Here is a 15,500-nt window from a genome sequence, read left to right as displayed (position 1 = left end):
AGCTGTTCACCTTTCCGTCAGGGGCGGGAACATTTGGTCCGAGAGGCTTTGTTCCGGAAGGGAACATCCTCTGAAAGGTCTTCCATGCCCCTGGCGCTGCTCGCCCTGGCGATCTCCGCGTTCGGCATCGGCACCACCGAGTTCGTGATGATGGGCCTGCTGCCCAATGTCGCCGACGATCTCGGCACCTCGGTGCCCACCGCCGGATACCTGGTCTCCGCCTACGCCCTCGGCGTCGTCATCGGCGCCCCGCTGCTCACGGCACTGGGCTCGCGCATCCCGCGCAAGCGGATGCTCGTCCTGCTCATGGGCCTCTTCACCATCGGCAACCTCGCCTCCGCGCTGGCCCCCTCCTTCGGGCTGCTCGTCGTGGGGCGGGTGCTGGCGGGGCTGCCGCACGGCGCGTTCTTCGGCGTCGGGGCGGTGGTCGCCGCCCGGCTGGTGGCCGAGGGACGGCAGGCCCGGGCGGTCGCGACGATGTTCCTCGGCCTGACGGTCGCCAACATCGTCGGCGTCCCCAGCGCCACCCTGCTCGGCCAGCACCTCGGCTGGCGCGCCACGTTCCTCGTGGTCGCGGGCATCGGGCTGGTGGCGATGGCCGCGCTCACCCTGCTCGTCCCCCAGCTCCCGCGCGAACGGCACGGGGGCCTCGGCCAGGAACTGCGCGCCCTCGGCGACCGGCAGGTGCTGCTCGGGCTGCTCACCGCGGTCTTCGGCTTCGCCGGGGTCTTCGCGGTCTACAGCTATCTCGCGTCGATGATGACCGAGGTCACGGGCTTCTCCGAGACCTCCGTCACGCTCGTCCTCGCCCTCTTCGGCATCGGCATGACGCTCGGCGCCCTCGTCGCCGGCCCGCTCACCGACCGGGCGCTGCGACCCACGCTCTACGGGTCGCTGGCCGCGCTGGCGGCCGTGCTGGTCCTCTTCGACTTCACCGTGCACGTGAAGTGGGCGGCCCTCGCGACGGTCGTCGTCCTCGGCGCGGTCGGCTTCATGACCACGACGCCGCTGCAGATGCTCGTCATGAACAAGGCCCGGCACGCCCCGACCCTGGCCTCGGCCTCCAACCACTCGGCCTTCAACCTCGCCAACGCCGGCGGGGCGTGGCTCGGCGGCGTCGCCATCGCCGCGGGCTGGGGCTGGACCTCCCCGACCCTGGTGGGCGCGGTCCTCGCGGTGATCGGCCTGGCCATCGCGGTGACGGCGGGACTGCTCGACCGGGGCGGCCCGGGTGCGTCCCGGCTGGTCGCCGCGGGCAGCGAGCGGATGCCGGAGGGGGAGCGCGTCGGCTGACGCGGCCCCCCACGCGGGGCGGACACCCGTGCGGGATGCGCATCCGTGCGGTGGCCGGGGACGGCGTCGGCTCATGGGTGGGCCGGCCACCCCACGACCCCCGAGGGGCGGTCGCGGCGCGCCGCCCTGCCTGCGCCGCCCCGGGTGCATCCCGGCTGACGCGGTCACCCGCGCGGGGCTGTCGGGAGGACGGCGTCGGGCCGGGCGGCCTCGCGGCCCGGCCGAAGGCGGTGCGCGGCCCGCCGCGCCCTGCCGTTCCCGGCGCCCTTCGCTCAAGCCGACCGCACGGGCCTCGCCGGCCGCCAGACGTTCTCGATGACGAACGAGACCATCGTGCCGCCGTGGCGGCTCGGCTCCACGGCCCAGGCGTCGGTGAGCAGATCGACGAGCAGCAGTCCCCGCCCGCGCGGGTCGTCGTCACGCGGCTGCCGTAGCCGGATCCCCTCCGGCGGTCCGCCGCTGTGGACGTCGACGCGCAGGCCGTCCCGCACCCGCCACCAGTCGACACGGACCTGCCGGGCGCCGTCCCCCTCGGCACGCTCGACGTGGTCGACCGCGTTCGTGACCAGTTCGGAGACCAGCAGGACGCAGTCGTCCACCGGGAAGCCCAGGCCATGGGCGCCGGTGAGCTCGCGGAACAACCGCCGGACCAGGGCGACCGACTCCGGCACCGCCTCCACCGTGATGCAGCCGAGCGGCTCCGGTCTCACGCCGGTGCCGACGATGCTGGCCACGCGCGCCATGCCGCCTCCCCTGATCGGTGCGATGCACCCACCTGCACCCACGGGAACGTCTCTAGACAACTTCCAGTGAAGCGGGCATCTCTAGAGATGTCAACGGTGGCCCCGCGCCTCACTTTCCCGCCGCACGCCGCCTAGGGTGGTCTCTAGAGATGACGGGGGTCGTCTTCGAGGAGAGCACGAGGAGGCGCGCAGTGACCGAGCCGAAGTACCGGCGGATCGCCGCCGCGCTCAGGGACGCCATCGCCGCGGGCGAGTACGGCCCCGGCGACCGGCTGCCCGGTGAGAACGACCTGATGGCCGCCCATGGCGTGGCGCGCATGACCGCCCGCCAGGCCCTCGGTGTCCTCCAGGGCGAGGGCCTCGCCGAGGCCCGCAAGGGCGCCGGGGTGTTCGTGCGGACCGCCTCCCCGCTGCGCAGGCTGAGCATCCAGCGGCTCGCCCGGCGGCAGTGGGGCTCGGGGCACTCCGTCTGGGCCGCGGACGCGGCGGGCCGGGACCTGGTCGTCGACCAGGTCGCCGTCGACGAGCAGCCCGCCCACCAGCGCATCGCCGCCGTGCTCGACGTCGCGCCCGCCGCCCCCGTGTGCGTCCGCCGGCGCCGCTACGTCCTGGACGGCGAGCCCGTCATGATCTCCACCTCGTACCTGCCCACCGCGCTGGTCGCGGGCTCGCCCATCACCCGGCCCGACACCGGGCCCGGCGGTACGTACGCCCGCCTCAAGGACCTGGGGTACGAGCCCGTCCGCTTCCGCGAGGAGATCCGCTCCCGGATGCCCACCGCCGAGGAGGTCAGCCGCCTCGGCCTGCCGGGCGGCACCCCGGTGATGCTCGTCTGCCGCACGGCGTTCACCGCGCGGGGCGACGCGGTCGAGGTCAACGAGATGGTCATGGACGCGAACGCCTATGTGCTGGAGTACGACTTCGAGGCGTAGGCGCGCCCGCGCCCGTGCCCCGCTGACCGGTCAGCCGACGACGGTCCGGTAATGGGTGGTCAGCCGCCCGTCCTCCGCAAGGATGTGGAAGGCCAGCGCGGGCGGCTGGTCGAGGTGGACGTGGGCGGCGGGCCCCTCCGGGTCGCCGTGCCGCTCCCAGGGGAGCCGGAGCGTGGAGACGACCCCGGGAGCCACCAGCAACGGCCGCCCCGCGAAGGTGGTCGCCGCCGGGGTGTGGGCGTGTCCGCACACGAAGCCGGCGATCTGCGGCCGGCGCTCCACGAGGGCGGCGAGCCGCTCCTGGCCGAACTGGCGGATGCCGTCGACGAACGGCGTGTGCAGCGGCACCGGCGGGTGGTGGAAGCCGACCAGCGCGGGCAGGCCCACCGGGGCCCGGCCCAGGACGCCGTCCAGCCAATCCAGCGTCTCGTCCTCGAGGAAGCCTTCGTCCTTGCCCGGCACCGAGGAGTCGCACAGCGCGATGACGCAGCCGGCGGTGTGCAGCACTTGGTTGACCGGCGCCCCCGAGCCCGGCTGCCCCAGCAGGAACTGCCGGAACGCCGTGCGTTCGTCGTGGTTGCCGGGGCAGACCAGCACCGGGTGCCGGGATACGAGCAGTTGACGAGCCTGTTCGTACTCGGCCGCACGGGCGTGGTCGGCGATGTCCCCGGTGACGAGGACGGCGTCCAGGTCGCAGGGGAGCCGTTCCAGATAGTCCATGACGGCCCGGGTGCGCTCGGCGCTGCGCCGCCCTCCGTCGAGGTGGATGTCGCTGAGGTGGGCGATGATGATCACCGTTGTGGTCCCTTCTTCGCGTGGTACGGATCTGCGCGGGGCGCCCCTCCGCCCGGCGCCCCTCACGAACCTAGAGGGCGACCGGACCATGGTTAAGATCCACTTTCATGCCGAAAGACTGGTCCGGTTCCCGCCTCGACCTCCACCTCGACATCGACGTGGCGGGCGGGCGGCGGTCCGGCCTGGAGGCAGCCCTGCGCGCGGCGGTCCGGGAGGGCCGGCTGGCCGCCGGGACACGGCTGCCGTCCACCCGTGGGCTGGCCCGCGAGCTCGGGCTGTCGAGGGGCACGGTCAGCGCCGCCTTCGGCCAGCTCACCGAGGAGGGCTACCTGACCACGCGCCCGGGCTCGGGCACCACCGTGGCCGACGTACCCTCCCGCGCCGTACTCCCCGCCCGGCACCGGGAACCCGCCCCCACCGCCCCCCGCCACGATCTGCGCGCCGGACTCCCCGACGTCAGCGCCTTCCCCTCCCGGGCCTGGCTCGCCGCCACCCGCCGGGTGCTCGCCCGGGCCCGTCCCGAGGTCTTCGGCGCCGGGGACCCGCAGGGCCGGATGGAGCTGCGTGCCGCTCTCGTCGACCACCTGGGCCGCACCCGCGGCGTGATCACCACCCCGGACCGGGTCGTGATCACCTCCGGTCACTACCAGTCCGTGAGCCTGCTCGGCGGCGTGCTGGCCGCGAACGGCACGAGCGCCGCGGCCGTGGAGGACCCCGGCCACAACCTCTACCGCGAGGCCGTCCGCCGCGCCGGGCTCACCGCGCTCCCCCTGCCGGTCGACGGCCAAGGGGCCCGCGTCGACGCCCTGCCGCGGAGCGCCGGCGCGGTGTTCCTGACACCCTCCCACCACTACCCGACCGGTGTGCCGCTGCATCCGGGCCGCCGGCAGGCCGTGTGCGGGTGGGCGCGCGCCACGGGCGGACTGATCGTGGAGGACGACTACGACGGCGAGTTCCGCTACGACAGACAGCCCGTGGGCGCCCTGCAAGGCGTCGCCCCCGACCACGTCGTCTACTGCGGCACCGCGTCCAAGACGCTCGGTCCCGCGCTCCGGCTGGCCTGGCTGGTCCTGCCGCCCCACCTGGTGGCACCCGTCGTGCGGGCCAAGCGGGAAGCCGATCTGTACACCGAGACCCTGGGCCAGCTCGTCCTCGCCGACCTGATCACCACGCACGCCTACGACCGCCACATCCGCGCGGCCCGTCTGCGGTACCGCGGGCGCCGCGAACTCCTCCTCGACCGGGTCGCCGCCATCGGCGGCCTCACCGCCCACGGGGTCCCGGCCGGGCTGCACGCCCTGGTCACCCTCCCGGCGGACGGGCCCGCCGAACACCGGCTCCTGGCCGCCTGCGCCCGCCACGGGCTCGCCCTGCGCGGCCTCTCCGAACTCCACCACGACCCCGCGGGCCGCCCCCAGGGCCTGCTGATCGGCTTCGCCGCCCCGTCCGACCGCGCCTACCCGCGGGCCCTCGACGTGCTGTGCGGCGTCCTGGCCCGGTCCATGCCGGGCCAGGGCCTGACTCCCTGAACCCTCGCGCCCGGCGCGATGTCGGTGGGGCGCGTCACACTGGGGGTATGTGCCGCAGCATCAAGACGCTCAGACCGCCCATGACCCCCGAAGTGGGCGAGGAGGACATCAGGGCGGCCGCCCTGCAGTACGTGCGCAAGGTGTCGGGCTTCCGGGCGCCGGCCGCGCACAATCAGGCGGTCTTCGACGAGGCCGTGGACGCGGTGGCCGATGCCACCGCGCGCCTGCTGGACGGGCTGGTCGTGAAGTCCGGCCCGGCCCGCGCCTGAGCTCCCGTCAGACGCGCCCGCGTCGGACGCGCCTCAGACGTGCTCCCGCCAGGCGTTCGTGATCGGCAGCCGGCGGTCCTTGCCGAAGCCCTTCGCGGAGATCTTCGTGCCCGGCGGGTACTGCCGGCGCTTGTACTCCGCCGTGTCCACCAGCCGCAGGATCCGCGTGACCAGTTCCGCGTCGAAGCCCGCCGCGATGATCGCGTCCCGGCCCTGGTCGCGGTCGACGTACAGCTCCAGGATCCGGTCCAGCACCGGATAGTCCGGGAGCGAGTCCGTGTCGACCTGGCCGGGGCGCAGCTCGGCGCTCGGCGGCTTGGTGATGGAGTTCTCCGGGATCGGCGGGGTCTCGCCGCGCCCCTCCGCCGCCTGGTTGCGCCATCGGGCGAGGCGGAAGATCAGGGTCTTGTAGACGTCCTTGATCGGGCCGTACGCGCCGACCGAGTCGCCGTAGAGGGTGGAGTACCCGCAGGCCAGCTCGGACTTGTTGCCCGGCGCGAGCACGATGTGGCCCTCCTGGTTGGAGAGGGCCATCAGCAGCGTGCCGCGCAGCCGCGACTGGAGGTTCTCCTCGGCCAGACCGGTCAGGCCCAGCGCACCCATGTACGCGTCGAACATCGGGCCGATCGGCACCGTGCGGAAGTTCAGGCCGGTGCGCCGGGCGAGGTCCTCGGCGTCGCCGAGGGAGTGGTCGGAGGAGTAGCGCGACGGCATCGCCACGCCGTGCACGTTCTCCGCGCCGATGGCGTCACAGGCGAGGGCGGCGACGAGCGCCGAGTCGATGCCGCCGGACAGGCCGATGATGACGCTGCGGAAGCCGTTCTTCACGACGTACGCGCGCAGGCCCTCCACCAGCGCCTTGTACACCTCCTCCTCGTCGCCCAGCCGGGGCGCGAGACCGCCCGGCGTCTCCGGCTCGTACGCCGGGAGCGGCTCGGCCGAGAGGGTGACGTGGTCGATGCGCAGCCCGTCGTCCACGACACCGGAGGGGGCCTCGGCCGCGGCGGCCGGCAGGTCGAGGTCGATCAGCACGCAGCCCTGTTCGAACTGCGGGGCACGCGCGACGATCTCGCCGTCGCGGTCCACGACGATCGTGTCGCCGTCGAAGACCAGCTCGTCCTGGCCGCCGGTCATCGCGAGGTACGCGGTCGTGCAGCCCGCTTCCTGGGCGCGCTTGCGCACCAGCTCCAGCCGGGTGTCGTCCTTCTCGCGCTCGTACGGGGAGGCGTTGATCGACAGCAGCAGCCCGGCCCCGGCGGACCGGGTCGCGGGCACCCGGCCGCCCTCCTGCCACAGGTCCTCGCAGATCGCGAGCGCGACGTCGACGCCGTGCACCCGCACCACGGGCAGCGTCTCACCGGGCACGAAGTAGCGGAACTCGTCGAAGACGCCGTAGTTGGGAAGGTGGTGCTTGGCGAAGGTCAGGGCGACCCGGCCGCGGTGCAGCACGGCGGCGGCGTTGCGCGGGGCGCCGGCGGGCTGGCCGAAGCGGACACTGCCCTGCTCGCTGCGGTCGAGATAACCGACGACGACGGGCAGCTCCCCGAGGCCCTCGGCGGCGAGGCGCGCGGCGAGCGCGCGCAGCGCGGCCCGGCTGGCCTCGACGAAGGAGGACCGCAGTGCCAGGTCCTCGACGGGGTAGCCGGTCAGCGCCATCTCGGGGAACGCCACGAGATGGGCGCCCTGCTCGGCGGAGTGCCGGGTCCAGTGGACGATCGTCTCGGCGTTCCCGGCGAGATCGCCGACGCGGGAGTCGATCTGGTTCAGGGCGAGACGAAGTTGAGGCACGCCGTTCAGTGTAATCGTCTGTCTGACGCAATGTGGGGTGGAGCGCGGCCGGGCCTGCGGCCGGCAAAGGGGACGGAGTGCCCGCCCGGTTCGGTGTTGCCGCCCTGATCGCTCTTGGGACCGCCGCGGCGGCAGGCGACGGCCGCGGGCCCGCCGGGGGGCGAGGTCCTTCCCCTGTCGGCGAGACGGGTACTGAGGTTCGGGACAGGCCGTCCGCGCCGGCGGTGTGCGCGTCGGCGCGGACGGGCGGTGCCGCCGCTACTTCCGGTAGCCGAGGAGCGTCATCATCCCGGACTCCGCGTGGTAGACGTTGTGGCAGTGGACCATCCACCGGCCCGGGTTGTCGGCGTCGAAGTCGACCGCCAGCCGCCGCCCCGGCAGGACGATCGCGGTGTCCTTGCGCGGCCCCCGCCCGGGCAGGGCGAAGGTGTGTCCGTGCAGGTGCATGGGGTGCCACATCTCCGTGTCGTTGACGAAGACCAGCCGGACCCGCTCACCCGACCCCACCAGGTAGCGGGGCTCCGGCGTGTACTTCCTGCCGTTGATCGCCCAGTCGTACTTCGCCATCGAGCCCGTCAGCCGGAGCGTGATCGTACGGTCGGGGCGGCGTTCCCCGAGCGCGACGGAGCGGTCGGCCCGCAGCCGGTCGGCGGTGAGCGGCGCGGCCTCCAGCTCCTTGGGGCGTACGTCGGCGTCCGGCGCCGCGCCCCCGCCGGTGCGCAGGAGCGCCAGCGCGGACCGCTTCTTGCCCTCGGCCAGCGCGGTCAGCGGGAAGACGCCGTCCTTCACCTCGACCAGCACGTCGTACCGCTCGCCCATGCCCAGCAGCAGCGCGTCGGCCTGCCGGTGCTCGACGGGGAAGCCGTCGGTGTGCGTCACCGTCATACGGTGGCCGCCGAGGGCGACCCGGAAGGCCGTGTCGCCACCGGCGTTGACGAACCGGATCCGCACCCGGTCGCCGGGCTTCGCCGTGAAGGTCTCCGGGTCCTCGGGCGTGCGGCCGTTGACGAGGTAGTGCGGGTAGGCCACGTCGCCCGCGTCGCCGCCGAGGAGCGGGCTGGTCGCGCCCATCATCATCCGGGACGGGCCGGAGGGGGAGGGGGACGGCTCGGCGGACGCCGCCCTCTTCGAGGCCCTCGATGTCATCGACATGTGCGACATGTCGTGCCCGCCGTGGTCCATGCCGCCGCTGCCGCCGCCGTGGTCCATGCCGCCCATGCCCCGGCTCAGCTCCGCGAGCACCGCGTCCGGCGTGCTGCCGTCCACCCCGTCGACCCAGTCGTCCAGGACGACCACCCACTCCTTGTCGTACGCCAGCGGCTCCTTCGGGTCCTCGACGATCAGCGGCGCGTACAGCCCCCGGTCCTGCTGGGTGCCCGAGTGCGGGTGGAACCAGTACGTGCCCGGGTGGGCGACGGCGAAGCGGTAGTCGAAGGACGCCCCCGCCTTGACGGGCCGCTGGGTGACGCCCGGCACGCCGTCCATGTCGTTGCGCAGCGCGAGTCCGTGCCAGTGCAGGGACGTGGGTTGCGGAAGGTGGTTGGCGAGGGTCACCGCGAGCGTGTCGCCCGCGGTGACGCGGATCTCCCGGCCGGGCAGCCGGTCGCCGTACGCCCAGGTGGTGACGGTACGGCCGCCGAGGTCGAGCCGGGTCGGCGTGGCCGTCAGGGCGATCTTCCGTACGGGGCCGCCGCCACGCTTCGCCTCGGCGGCGGCGACCTCCTTCCCGTCCGGGGAGACCAGGTCGGCGGTGGGCGCCGGTGCGGCGGAGGAGCCGCTGTCCGAGCCCTTCGAACAGGCGGTGAGCAGGCTGCCGCCGGCAGCGGCGATGCCCGCGCCGAGGACGGCGCGGCGGGTGGTCGTGCGCATGGGAGTGCACCTCGTGAGGTTGTCGGTCGGGTACGGGTGGGAGCGCGTCCGCCGCCTGCGGGGGAGCAGGGGCGGGCCGCGGCTCTACACGCGCAGGACCGACAACCGGGCGAGGGCTTTGTGACGGGGTGGCGGTATGGGCCACAGGGTGCGCAGGAGGAGGGCGCGGGCCGCGGGGGCGGCCGCGCCGGACCGGCGGCGGAAGGCGGCCAGGCCGAGGAGGAGGGCGACGGCCCAGCCCGCGGCGAGCACGGCGAGACAGACCGACATGGGGTCCATGCCGCTGTGCGGCGGGGCATCGGTACGGGGCGCGTCGGCCGCCGGGTCGGCCACCGCGGCCGGTGCGGTGTCGTCGGCCCGGGTGTGCGCGGCGTGGGCCGGCATCGTGTCGGCGGGCATCGCGTGTGCCGGCATCGCGTGGGCGGCGGACCGGGCCGCTGCCGGGCCGGGCTGCGCCGAGCCGTGCTCGCTCGGGTGACCGAGGGTGTGCATGGTGATGATGCCGAGGAGGAGCGCGGCGAACAGCAGCAGCCGGCCGCACCACGCGGTGGCCTTCCGCCGTTCGTCCATCACGAGCCTCCACCGCCCCGGAAATCCTCGCCCGCACCCTACCCCCTCGGGGTATCGGCGGCCGACGGGAGGGTGACGGATGTGCGCGGAGGGGGTCCAAGGCCTGATTATGGGGCGATTCGATTTCCCCCTCCAGTTCCCCTCTCATTTTCATTTTCTCGCACGGCCCGAAGGACGCTCCACCCATGACCCTCACGGAACCGGCCCGGGAGACCCCCGCCGCCGGGGCCCCTTTGACCCCGTCCGCCCCGCAGGCGCAGCAGTTCATCTCATGGGTGACCCTCGCGATGATGACGACCGCCTCGGTCGCGAACCTGCGGCCCTCCCCGTCCATGGCGCTGTACGGGCTGGCCGCCGTCTTCCTCTACCTCGTCCCCGCCGTGGTCTTCCTGCTGCCCACGGCCCTGGTCTCGGCCGAGCTGGCCTCCGGCTGGACCGGCGGGGTCTACCGCTGGGTGAGCGAGGGGCTGTCCAAGCCGCTCGGCTTCCTGGCCGTCTGGTGCCAGTTCGCCATGACGATCGCCTACTACCCGAGCCTGCTCGCCTATGTGGCGAGCACGTTCGCGTACGTCATCGATCCGAGGCTCGCCGACAACGGTCTCTACGTCGCCGTCGTCATCGTCGTCATCTACTGGGCGGGCGTGTTCGTCTCCTCGCGCGGCACCAAGGCGGTGGCGGGGCTCGCGGGCATGGGGCTGGTGATCGGCACGCTGATCCCCGGCGTCGTCCTCGTCGTCCTCGGCCTGGTCTTCCTCGCCCAGGGCAACCCGTCGGCCGCCCCCATGGACTCCGGCCACTTCCTCCCGCCGTGGACCGGGCTGGCCAGCCTGGTGCTGATCGTGGGCAACTTCCTGTCCTACGCGGGCATGGAGATGAACGGCGTGCACGTCGCCTCGCTGCGCGAGCCCGGCAAGCAGTTCCCGCGCGCGGTCTTCGCCGCCACCGGTCTCGTTCTGCTGATCTTCATCCTCCCGGCGCTGGCCATCAGCTGGGTCATGCCGGGGGAGGACCTCAGCCTGACGGCCGGAGTGATGCAGGCGTTCCAGGGCTTCTTCGACCACTTCGGCGTGGGCTGGCTCACCAAGGTCGTCGGCGTGCTGCTGGTCGCCGCCGCGCTCGGCGGCATGCTCACCTGGCTGGCCGGGCCGGCCAAGGGACTGCTGATGGTCTCCCGCCAGGAGGGCTATCTGCCGCCCGTCCTGCAGAAGCTCAACCGGCGCGGCGTGCCGATGAACATCATGGTCGCCCAGGGCGCGCTCACCACCCTGATCGCCCTGCTCTACGCGTTCATCCCCGATGTCTCCAGCGCCTACTGGATCTTCTCGGTCATCACCACGCAGATCTACCTCGTCGTCTATCTGCTGATGTTCGCCGCCGTCGTCCGGCTGCGGCGCACCCAGCCCGACCGGCCGCGCGGCTTCCGGGTACCGGCCGTGCGGCTCGTCGCCGGCGTCGGCTTCGTGGCCTCCGTCGCGGCCATGTGCATCGGCTTCGTACCGCCGGAGCAGTTCGGCGGCGGCCCGCTGTGGCGCTATCTCCTCACCGTCGGCGGCGGCCTGCTCGTCCTCGGCCTCCTGGCGCCGTTGGCGTTCCTGAAGCTCCGCAAGCCGCATTGGGTGGCTCCGGAGCATCGCGCGTAGGCCTGTGCCGGCGGTTCTCCGGCTGCGGACCCTGGGGTGTGCACCTCCGCTGCGCGGCGGTGTCCTCAATCGCCGGACGGGCTTGATGTGGCTGAGCTCAGCCGAGACCAGCCCGTCCGGCGATTGAGGACGCGCCCGCAGGGCGCCCGCCGCCGCAGGCGGCACAGACAGCCCGCAGCCGCAGAATCGCCCGACCGGCCCAGGTACGGTCATCCCAGGTCAAGGATCCGCTCCACGACCCGCGCCCCGCGCCCACGCGGCGGTGTGAACGACGAACCTCCAGGGGGCGACGGGGATGAAGCGGCCACCAGGGCGCATGCTGCGGGTCGGCGGAGTGCCGCTGCACGTACTGCGCGAGGGCTCCGGACCGGTGTGCGTGCTCAGCGCAGGGCTCGGCATGGGCTGGTTCGACTGGGAGCCCGTCGTGCCGCTGCTCACCGAGCACCGCACGGTCGTCCGCTTCGACCGCCCCGGGCTGGGGTTCAGCGCACCGCCCGTCGAGCCGCCCACCGCGGTGGGCGAGGCCGCCCGCATAGCGGGCGTCCTGGACGCGCTGGACCTGCCCGGCCCGGCGACGGTCGTCGGGCACTCCCTCGCCGGGTTCCACGCCGAGGCGTTCGCCCGGCTGCACCCGGAGCGCACGGCCGGGATCGTCCTCGTCGACGGCAGCGTGGAGGAGGACGTCCGGCCCATCCCGGCCCGTGAGCTGCGCACCGCCGCCGCCCACGCGCGCGGTCACGCCGTCGCCGCCACCGGGCTGCCCCGTGCCCTGGGCCCCGCCCTGCGCCGGCTGGCCGTCCGGGTCTCCTCCGTCAAGCGCCACGACCCCGCCCCCGACGAACTGGTGCGCCGCACCTACGGCACCGGCCGGGTGGCCCGTGCCCTGCTGATGGAGAACGCCCGCTACTACGACGTGGCCGCCGAGCTGGACGAACTGCGGGCCCTGCACCCGCTGCCGCCGGTGCCGGTGACCGTCCTCGCGGCCTCCCCGGGCACCGGCTCCTGGCTGGAGCGCCGCTGGCTGGAGCGCCAGCGCGCCCTCGCGGACCGCCTCGACGCCCGCTTCGAGGCGGTCGCCCCGGCCGGTCACCTGGTCATGTTCGACCGGCCCCAGTCCATCGCGGCCGCCGTCCTCGCGATGCCGCCCGTACGGGCCTGAGGGGCGTCACGGAGTCAGCGCCGTCCGCAGCCCCTCGGCCAGGGGCACGCACGGGCCGAACGGCAGCCGGCCGACCGCGCTCGTCCACGCGGGGTGTGCGGCCTCGGCGACCTTTCCCGGGTTCAGCACGGACGCGCCGCCCAGGGTGCGGGCCACCGTCAGCGCCAGGCGCACGGGGATGTGGACGACCCGCGGCGGGCGTCTGCCGAGCACCTCGGCGGCGGTGGCCCCGATGTCGTCCCACAGGTGCTCGACACCGTCACTGACGTGGTAAGTCGCGCCGGGCACACCGGAGTCGGCGGCCGTGAGCAGTGCGCGGCACAGGTCCTCGACGTGGAGCAGCGAGTAGTGGCGCGGGCCCGGCCGGCCGACGGCCGGGAGCAGCCCGGCGCGTACGGCGGTGGCCAGGCGCGGCAGGAACTCGCGGTCGCCCGGCCCGTAGACGATCGGCGGGCGGACGACCACGGCGGGCACCCGCCCGGCGCCCCCGCGCAGGGCGAGTTCGCCGCCGAGCTTGCTGCGGCCGTACGCGGAGACCGGGGCGGGCGCATCGTCCTCGTGACGCCGCCGCCCGGGGCCGACGGCGGCCAGCGACGAGCAGTAGACGAGCCGCGGCGGCTCCGGCCGGGCGGCGACGGCGGCCAACAGCCGCTCCGTACCGACGGTGTTGACCATCGTGTAGAGGCGCGGGTCGGCGGCCTTGGTGACCCCGGCGAGATGGATGACGCGGTCGACACCCCGCACGGCCGCCGCCAGTCCCTCACCCGTGACGAGGTCCCCGCGGACGGTCAGGGACCCGAAGACGCGCCCGTCGCGGCGGACGAGGGCGGTGACGTGGTGGCCCCGCTCGAGCAGGTGCCGGGCCAGATGCCTGCCGATGAAGCCGGTGGCCCCGGTGATCAGGTACCTCACCGCTTGTCGCCCCGCCCGCCGGGCGCCGTCGCGGCGCCCGTCCGCCGCGGTGTGTCGTTGATGTCTGGCATGTTGCCCTTCGGCCTCCGTCGGGTGATGGTTCAGGGTGAGGGGCGGCCCCCGGGCCCGAGGCCGTGCGCCCACGCCGCAAGGGGGGCAGGGAGGATCCGCACCCGCAGCCTGCCCCGGCCGGTCCGTTCGCCGCCGGACCATCGGGCCGTTTCACCCGCCCGTGGCGCTCGTGTCGCGTTCGACGGCCCGCTTCTATAGGGTCACGGCGCCGCGGGGCCGGTGCTCGCCGTAGGTCACCGGCGGCTACGGAACGTAGGGCGGGGGAGTGCGGGCCGATTGCGGGTCGACCAAGATCAGGGCGTGTCCCACAATGGAGACAAGTCGCACGTGCTCCGGGGTGCTCCACGAGTACCCGGGGCGCGGGCGGACGGGCAGTATGGGGAGAGAGCGGTACACCCAGGTGACGCGGGACGTTCAGACGCCTGTACGCAACGCGGTCGAAACCGTGTGGTGGGATGCTCATGTGCCCCCGTGCTCCGCGGCCTGGGAGCAGGGGGCCGAACCGGCGAGGATTGGTGGAAATGGATAAGCAGCAGGAGTTCGTGCTCCGCACCCTCGAAGAGCGCGACATCCGCTTCGTGCGGCTGTGGTTCACCGATGTGCTCGGCTATCTGAAGTCGGTGGCCGTGGCACCCGCCGAGCTGGAGCAGGCCTTCGACGAGGGCATCGGCTTCGACGGATCGGCCATCGAGGGCTTCGCCCGGGTGTACGAATCCGACATGATCGCCAAGCCGGATCCGGGCACCTTCCAGATCCTGCCCTGGCGCGCCGAGGCCCCCGGCACCGCCCGCATGTTCTGCGACATCCTCATGCCGGACGGCTCGCCCTCCTACGCCGACCCGCGCTATGTCCTCAAGCGCATCCTCGCCAAGACCTCCGACCTCGGCTTCACCTTCTACACCCACCCCGAGATCGAGTTCTTCCTGCTCAAGGACAAGCCCGTCGACGGCACCCGCCCGGTGCCCGCCGACTCCTCCGGCTACTTCGACCACACCCCGCAGAACGTGGGCATGGACTTCCGCCGCCAGGCCATCACCATGCTCGAATCGATGGGCATCTCGGTCGAGTTCAGCCACCACGAGGGCGCCCCCGGCCAGCAGGAGATCGACCTGCGCTACGCCGACGCGCTCTCCACCGCCGACAACATCATGACGTTCCGCCTCGTCATGAAGCAGGTCGCCCTGGAGCAGGGCGTGCAGGCCACCTTCATGCCCAAGCCGTTCTCCGAGTACCCCGGCTCCGGCATGCACACCCACCTCTCCCTCTTCGAGGGCGACCGGAACGCGTTCTACGAGTCCGGCTCGGAGTACCAGCTCTCCAAGGTCGGCCGGTCCTTCATCGCCGGACTGCTGCGGCACGCCGCCGAGATCTCGGCCGTCACCAACCAGTGGGTGAACTCCTACAAGCGCATCTGGGGCGGCTCCAGCCGCACCGCGGGCTCCGGCGGCGAGGCCCCCTCGTACATCTGCTGGGGCCACAACAACCGCTCGGCACTGATCCGCGTCCCGATGTACAAGCCCGGCAAGACCGGCTCGGCCCGCGTCGAGGTCCGCTCCATCGACTCCGGCGCCAACCCCTACCTGACCTACGCCGTGCTGCTGGCCGCGGGCCTGAAGGGCGTCGAGGAAGGGTACGAACTCCCCGCCGGCGCCGACGACGACGTCTGGGCGCTGTCGGACGCCGAGCGCCGCGCCATGGGCATCGAGCCGCTGCCGCAGAACCTCGGCGAGGCCATCGAGCTCATGGAGCGCAGCGAGCTGGTGGCCGCAACCCTCGGCGAGCACGTCTTCGACTTCTTCCTGCGCAACAAGAAGCAGGAGTGGGAGGAGTACCGCTCCGAGGTCACCGCCTTCGAGCTGCGGAAGATGCTGCCGGTGCTGTAGGCACGGGTTCGGGGTTCGGCGGGGCGAGCGGACGAGAGGGTTGTCG

At 73.4% G+C, this 15,500-nt stretch carries 13 protein-coding genes; 7 read left to right on the top strand and 6 right to left on the bottom strand.

Going from position 1 to position 15,500, the window contains the following annotated elements:
• Positions 1-84: 84 nt before the first annotated feature.
• Complete coding sequence (locus JO379_RS09975; RefSeq protein ID WP_209514634.1) at positions 85-1,293, top strand: MFS transporter; 1,209 nt, start codon at positions 85-87, stop codon at positions 1,291-1,293.
• A gap of 272 nt (positions 1,294-1,565) precedes the next feature.
• Here the strand turns inward: JO379_RS09975 and JO379_RS09970 are convergent, their stop codons facing one another.
• Complete coding sequence (locus JO379_RS09970; protein ID WP_209514632.1) at positions 1,566-2,036, bottom strand: ATP-binding protein; 471 nt, start codon at positions 2,034-2,036, stop codon at positions 1,566-1,568.
• 149 nt (positions 2,037-2,185) lie between these two features.
• Between JO379_RS09970 and JO379_RS09965 the strand changes: the two genes are divergently transcribed.
• Positions 2,186-2,968, top strand: a complete 783-nt coding sequence (locus JO379_RS09965; RefSeq protein WP_209514630.1) for a GntR family transcriptional regulator — start codon at positions 2,186-2,188, stop codon at positions 2,966-2,968.
• Between the two features lie 30 nt (positions 2,969-2,998).
• On the opposite strand, the gene JO379_RS09960 is transcribed toward JO379_RS09965, so the two are convergent.
• Positions 2,999-3,763, bottom strand: coding sequence for a metallophosphoesterase (locus JO379_RS09960; protein WP_130877453.1), 765 nt, complete (start codon positions 3,761-3,763; stop codon positions 2,999-3,001).
• Between the two features lie 107 nt (positions 3,764-3,870).
• Here JO379_RS09960 and pdxR point away from each other — a divergent pair, with 107 nt between their 5' ends.
• Entirely contained in the window at positions 3,871-5,292 is a 1,422-nt protein-coding gene (gene pdxR / locus JO379_RS09955) for a MocR-like pyridoxine biosynthesis transcription factor PdxR (RefSeq protein WP_209514626.1), read from the top strand.
• A 47-nt stretch (positions 5,293-5,339) separates the two neighbouring features.
• Entirely contained in the window at positions 5,340-5,561 is a 222-nt protein-coding gene (locus tag JO379_RS09950; RefSeq protein WP_209514623.1) for a DUF2277 domain-containing protein, read from the top strand.
• Between the two features lie 33 nt (positions 5,562-5,594).
• On the opposite strand, the gene JO379_RS09945 is transcribed toward JO379_RS09950, so the two are convergent.
• From JO379_RS09945 to JO379_RS09935, 3 genes are all read right to left on the bottom strand, one after another.
• Positions 5,595-7,349: an NAD+ synthase gene (locus tag JO379_RS09945; protein ID WP_209514621.1), complete on the bottom strand. Its 1,755-nt coding sequence runs from the start codon at positions 7,347-7,349 to the stop codon at positions 5,595-5,597.
• Positions 7,350-7,607: 258 nt separating this feature from the next.
• Positions 7,608-9,218 carry a multicopper oxidase family protein gene (locus JO379_RS09940; RefSeq protein ID WP_130877449.1) on the bottom strand — a complete coding sequence of 537 codons (1,611 nt, stop codon included), beginning with the start codon at positions 9,216-9,218 and terminating at the stop codon, positions 7,608-7,610.
• A gap of 84 nt (positions 9,219-9,302) precedes the next feature.
• Positions 9,303-9,788 carry a hypothetical protein gene (locus JO379_RS09935; protein ID WP_209514620.1) on the bottom strand — a complete coding sequence of 162 codons (486 nt, stop codon included), beginning with the start codon at positions 9,786-9,788 and terminating at the stop codon, positions 9,303-9,305.
• A gap of 185 nt (positions 9,789-9,973) precedes the next feature.
• Here JO379_RS09935 and gadC point away from each other — a divergent pair, with 185 nt between their 5' ends.
• Together gadC and JO379_RS09925 are read left to right on the top strand one after the other, a co-directional pair.
• Positions 9,974-11,428, top strand: a complete 1,455-nt coding sequence (gadC, locus tag JO379_RS09930; RefSeq protein ID WP_130877447.1) for a glutamate/gamma-aminobutyrate antiporter GadC — start codon at positions 9,974-9,976, stop codon at positions 11,426-11,428.
• A gap of 295 nt (positions 11,429-11,723) precedes the next feature.
• A complete protein-coding gene (locus JO379_RS09925) occupies positions 11,724-12,587 on the top strand; it encodes an alpha/beta fold hydrolase (RefSeq protein ID WP_207303882.1) in 864 nt (287 codons plus the stop codon).
• Between the two features lie 6 nt (positions 12,588-12,593).
• On the opposite strand, the gene JO379_RS09920 is transcribed toward JO379_RS09925, so the two are convergent.
• Positions 12,594-13,499 (bottom strand): NAD-dependent epimerase/dehydratase family protein, encoded by a 906-nt coding sequence (locus JO379_RS09920; protein ID WP_209514618.1) that lies wholly within the window; start codon positions 13,497-13,499, stop codon positions 12,594-12,596.
• Positions 13,500-14,092: 593 nt separating this feature from the next.
• On the opposite strand from JO379_RS09920, the gene glnA2 reads away from it, so the two are divergent.
• Positions 14,093-15,454, top strand: coding sequence for a gamma-glutamylpolyamine synthetase GlnA2 (glnA2, locus tag JO379_RS09915; protein WP_209514616.1), 1,362 nt, complete (start codon positions 14,093-14,095; stop codon positions 15,452-15,454).
• Positions 15,455-15,500: the final 46 nt, after the last annotated feature.

The organism is Streptomyces syringium (assembly GCF_017876625.1).
In the GTDB taxonomy this organism is placed as follows: Bacteria; Actinomycetota; Actinomycetes; order Streptomycetales; family Streptomycetaceae; genus Streptomyces; species Streptomyces syringius.
Note: the sequence above shows the minus strand (reverse complement) of the source record. Positions and strands in the feature narration are given on the sequence as shown.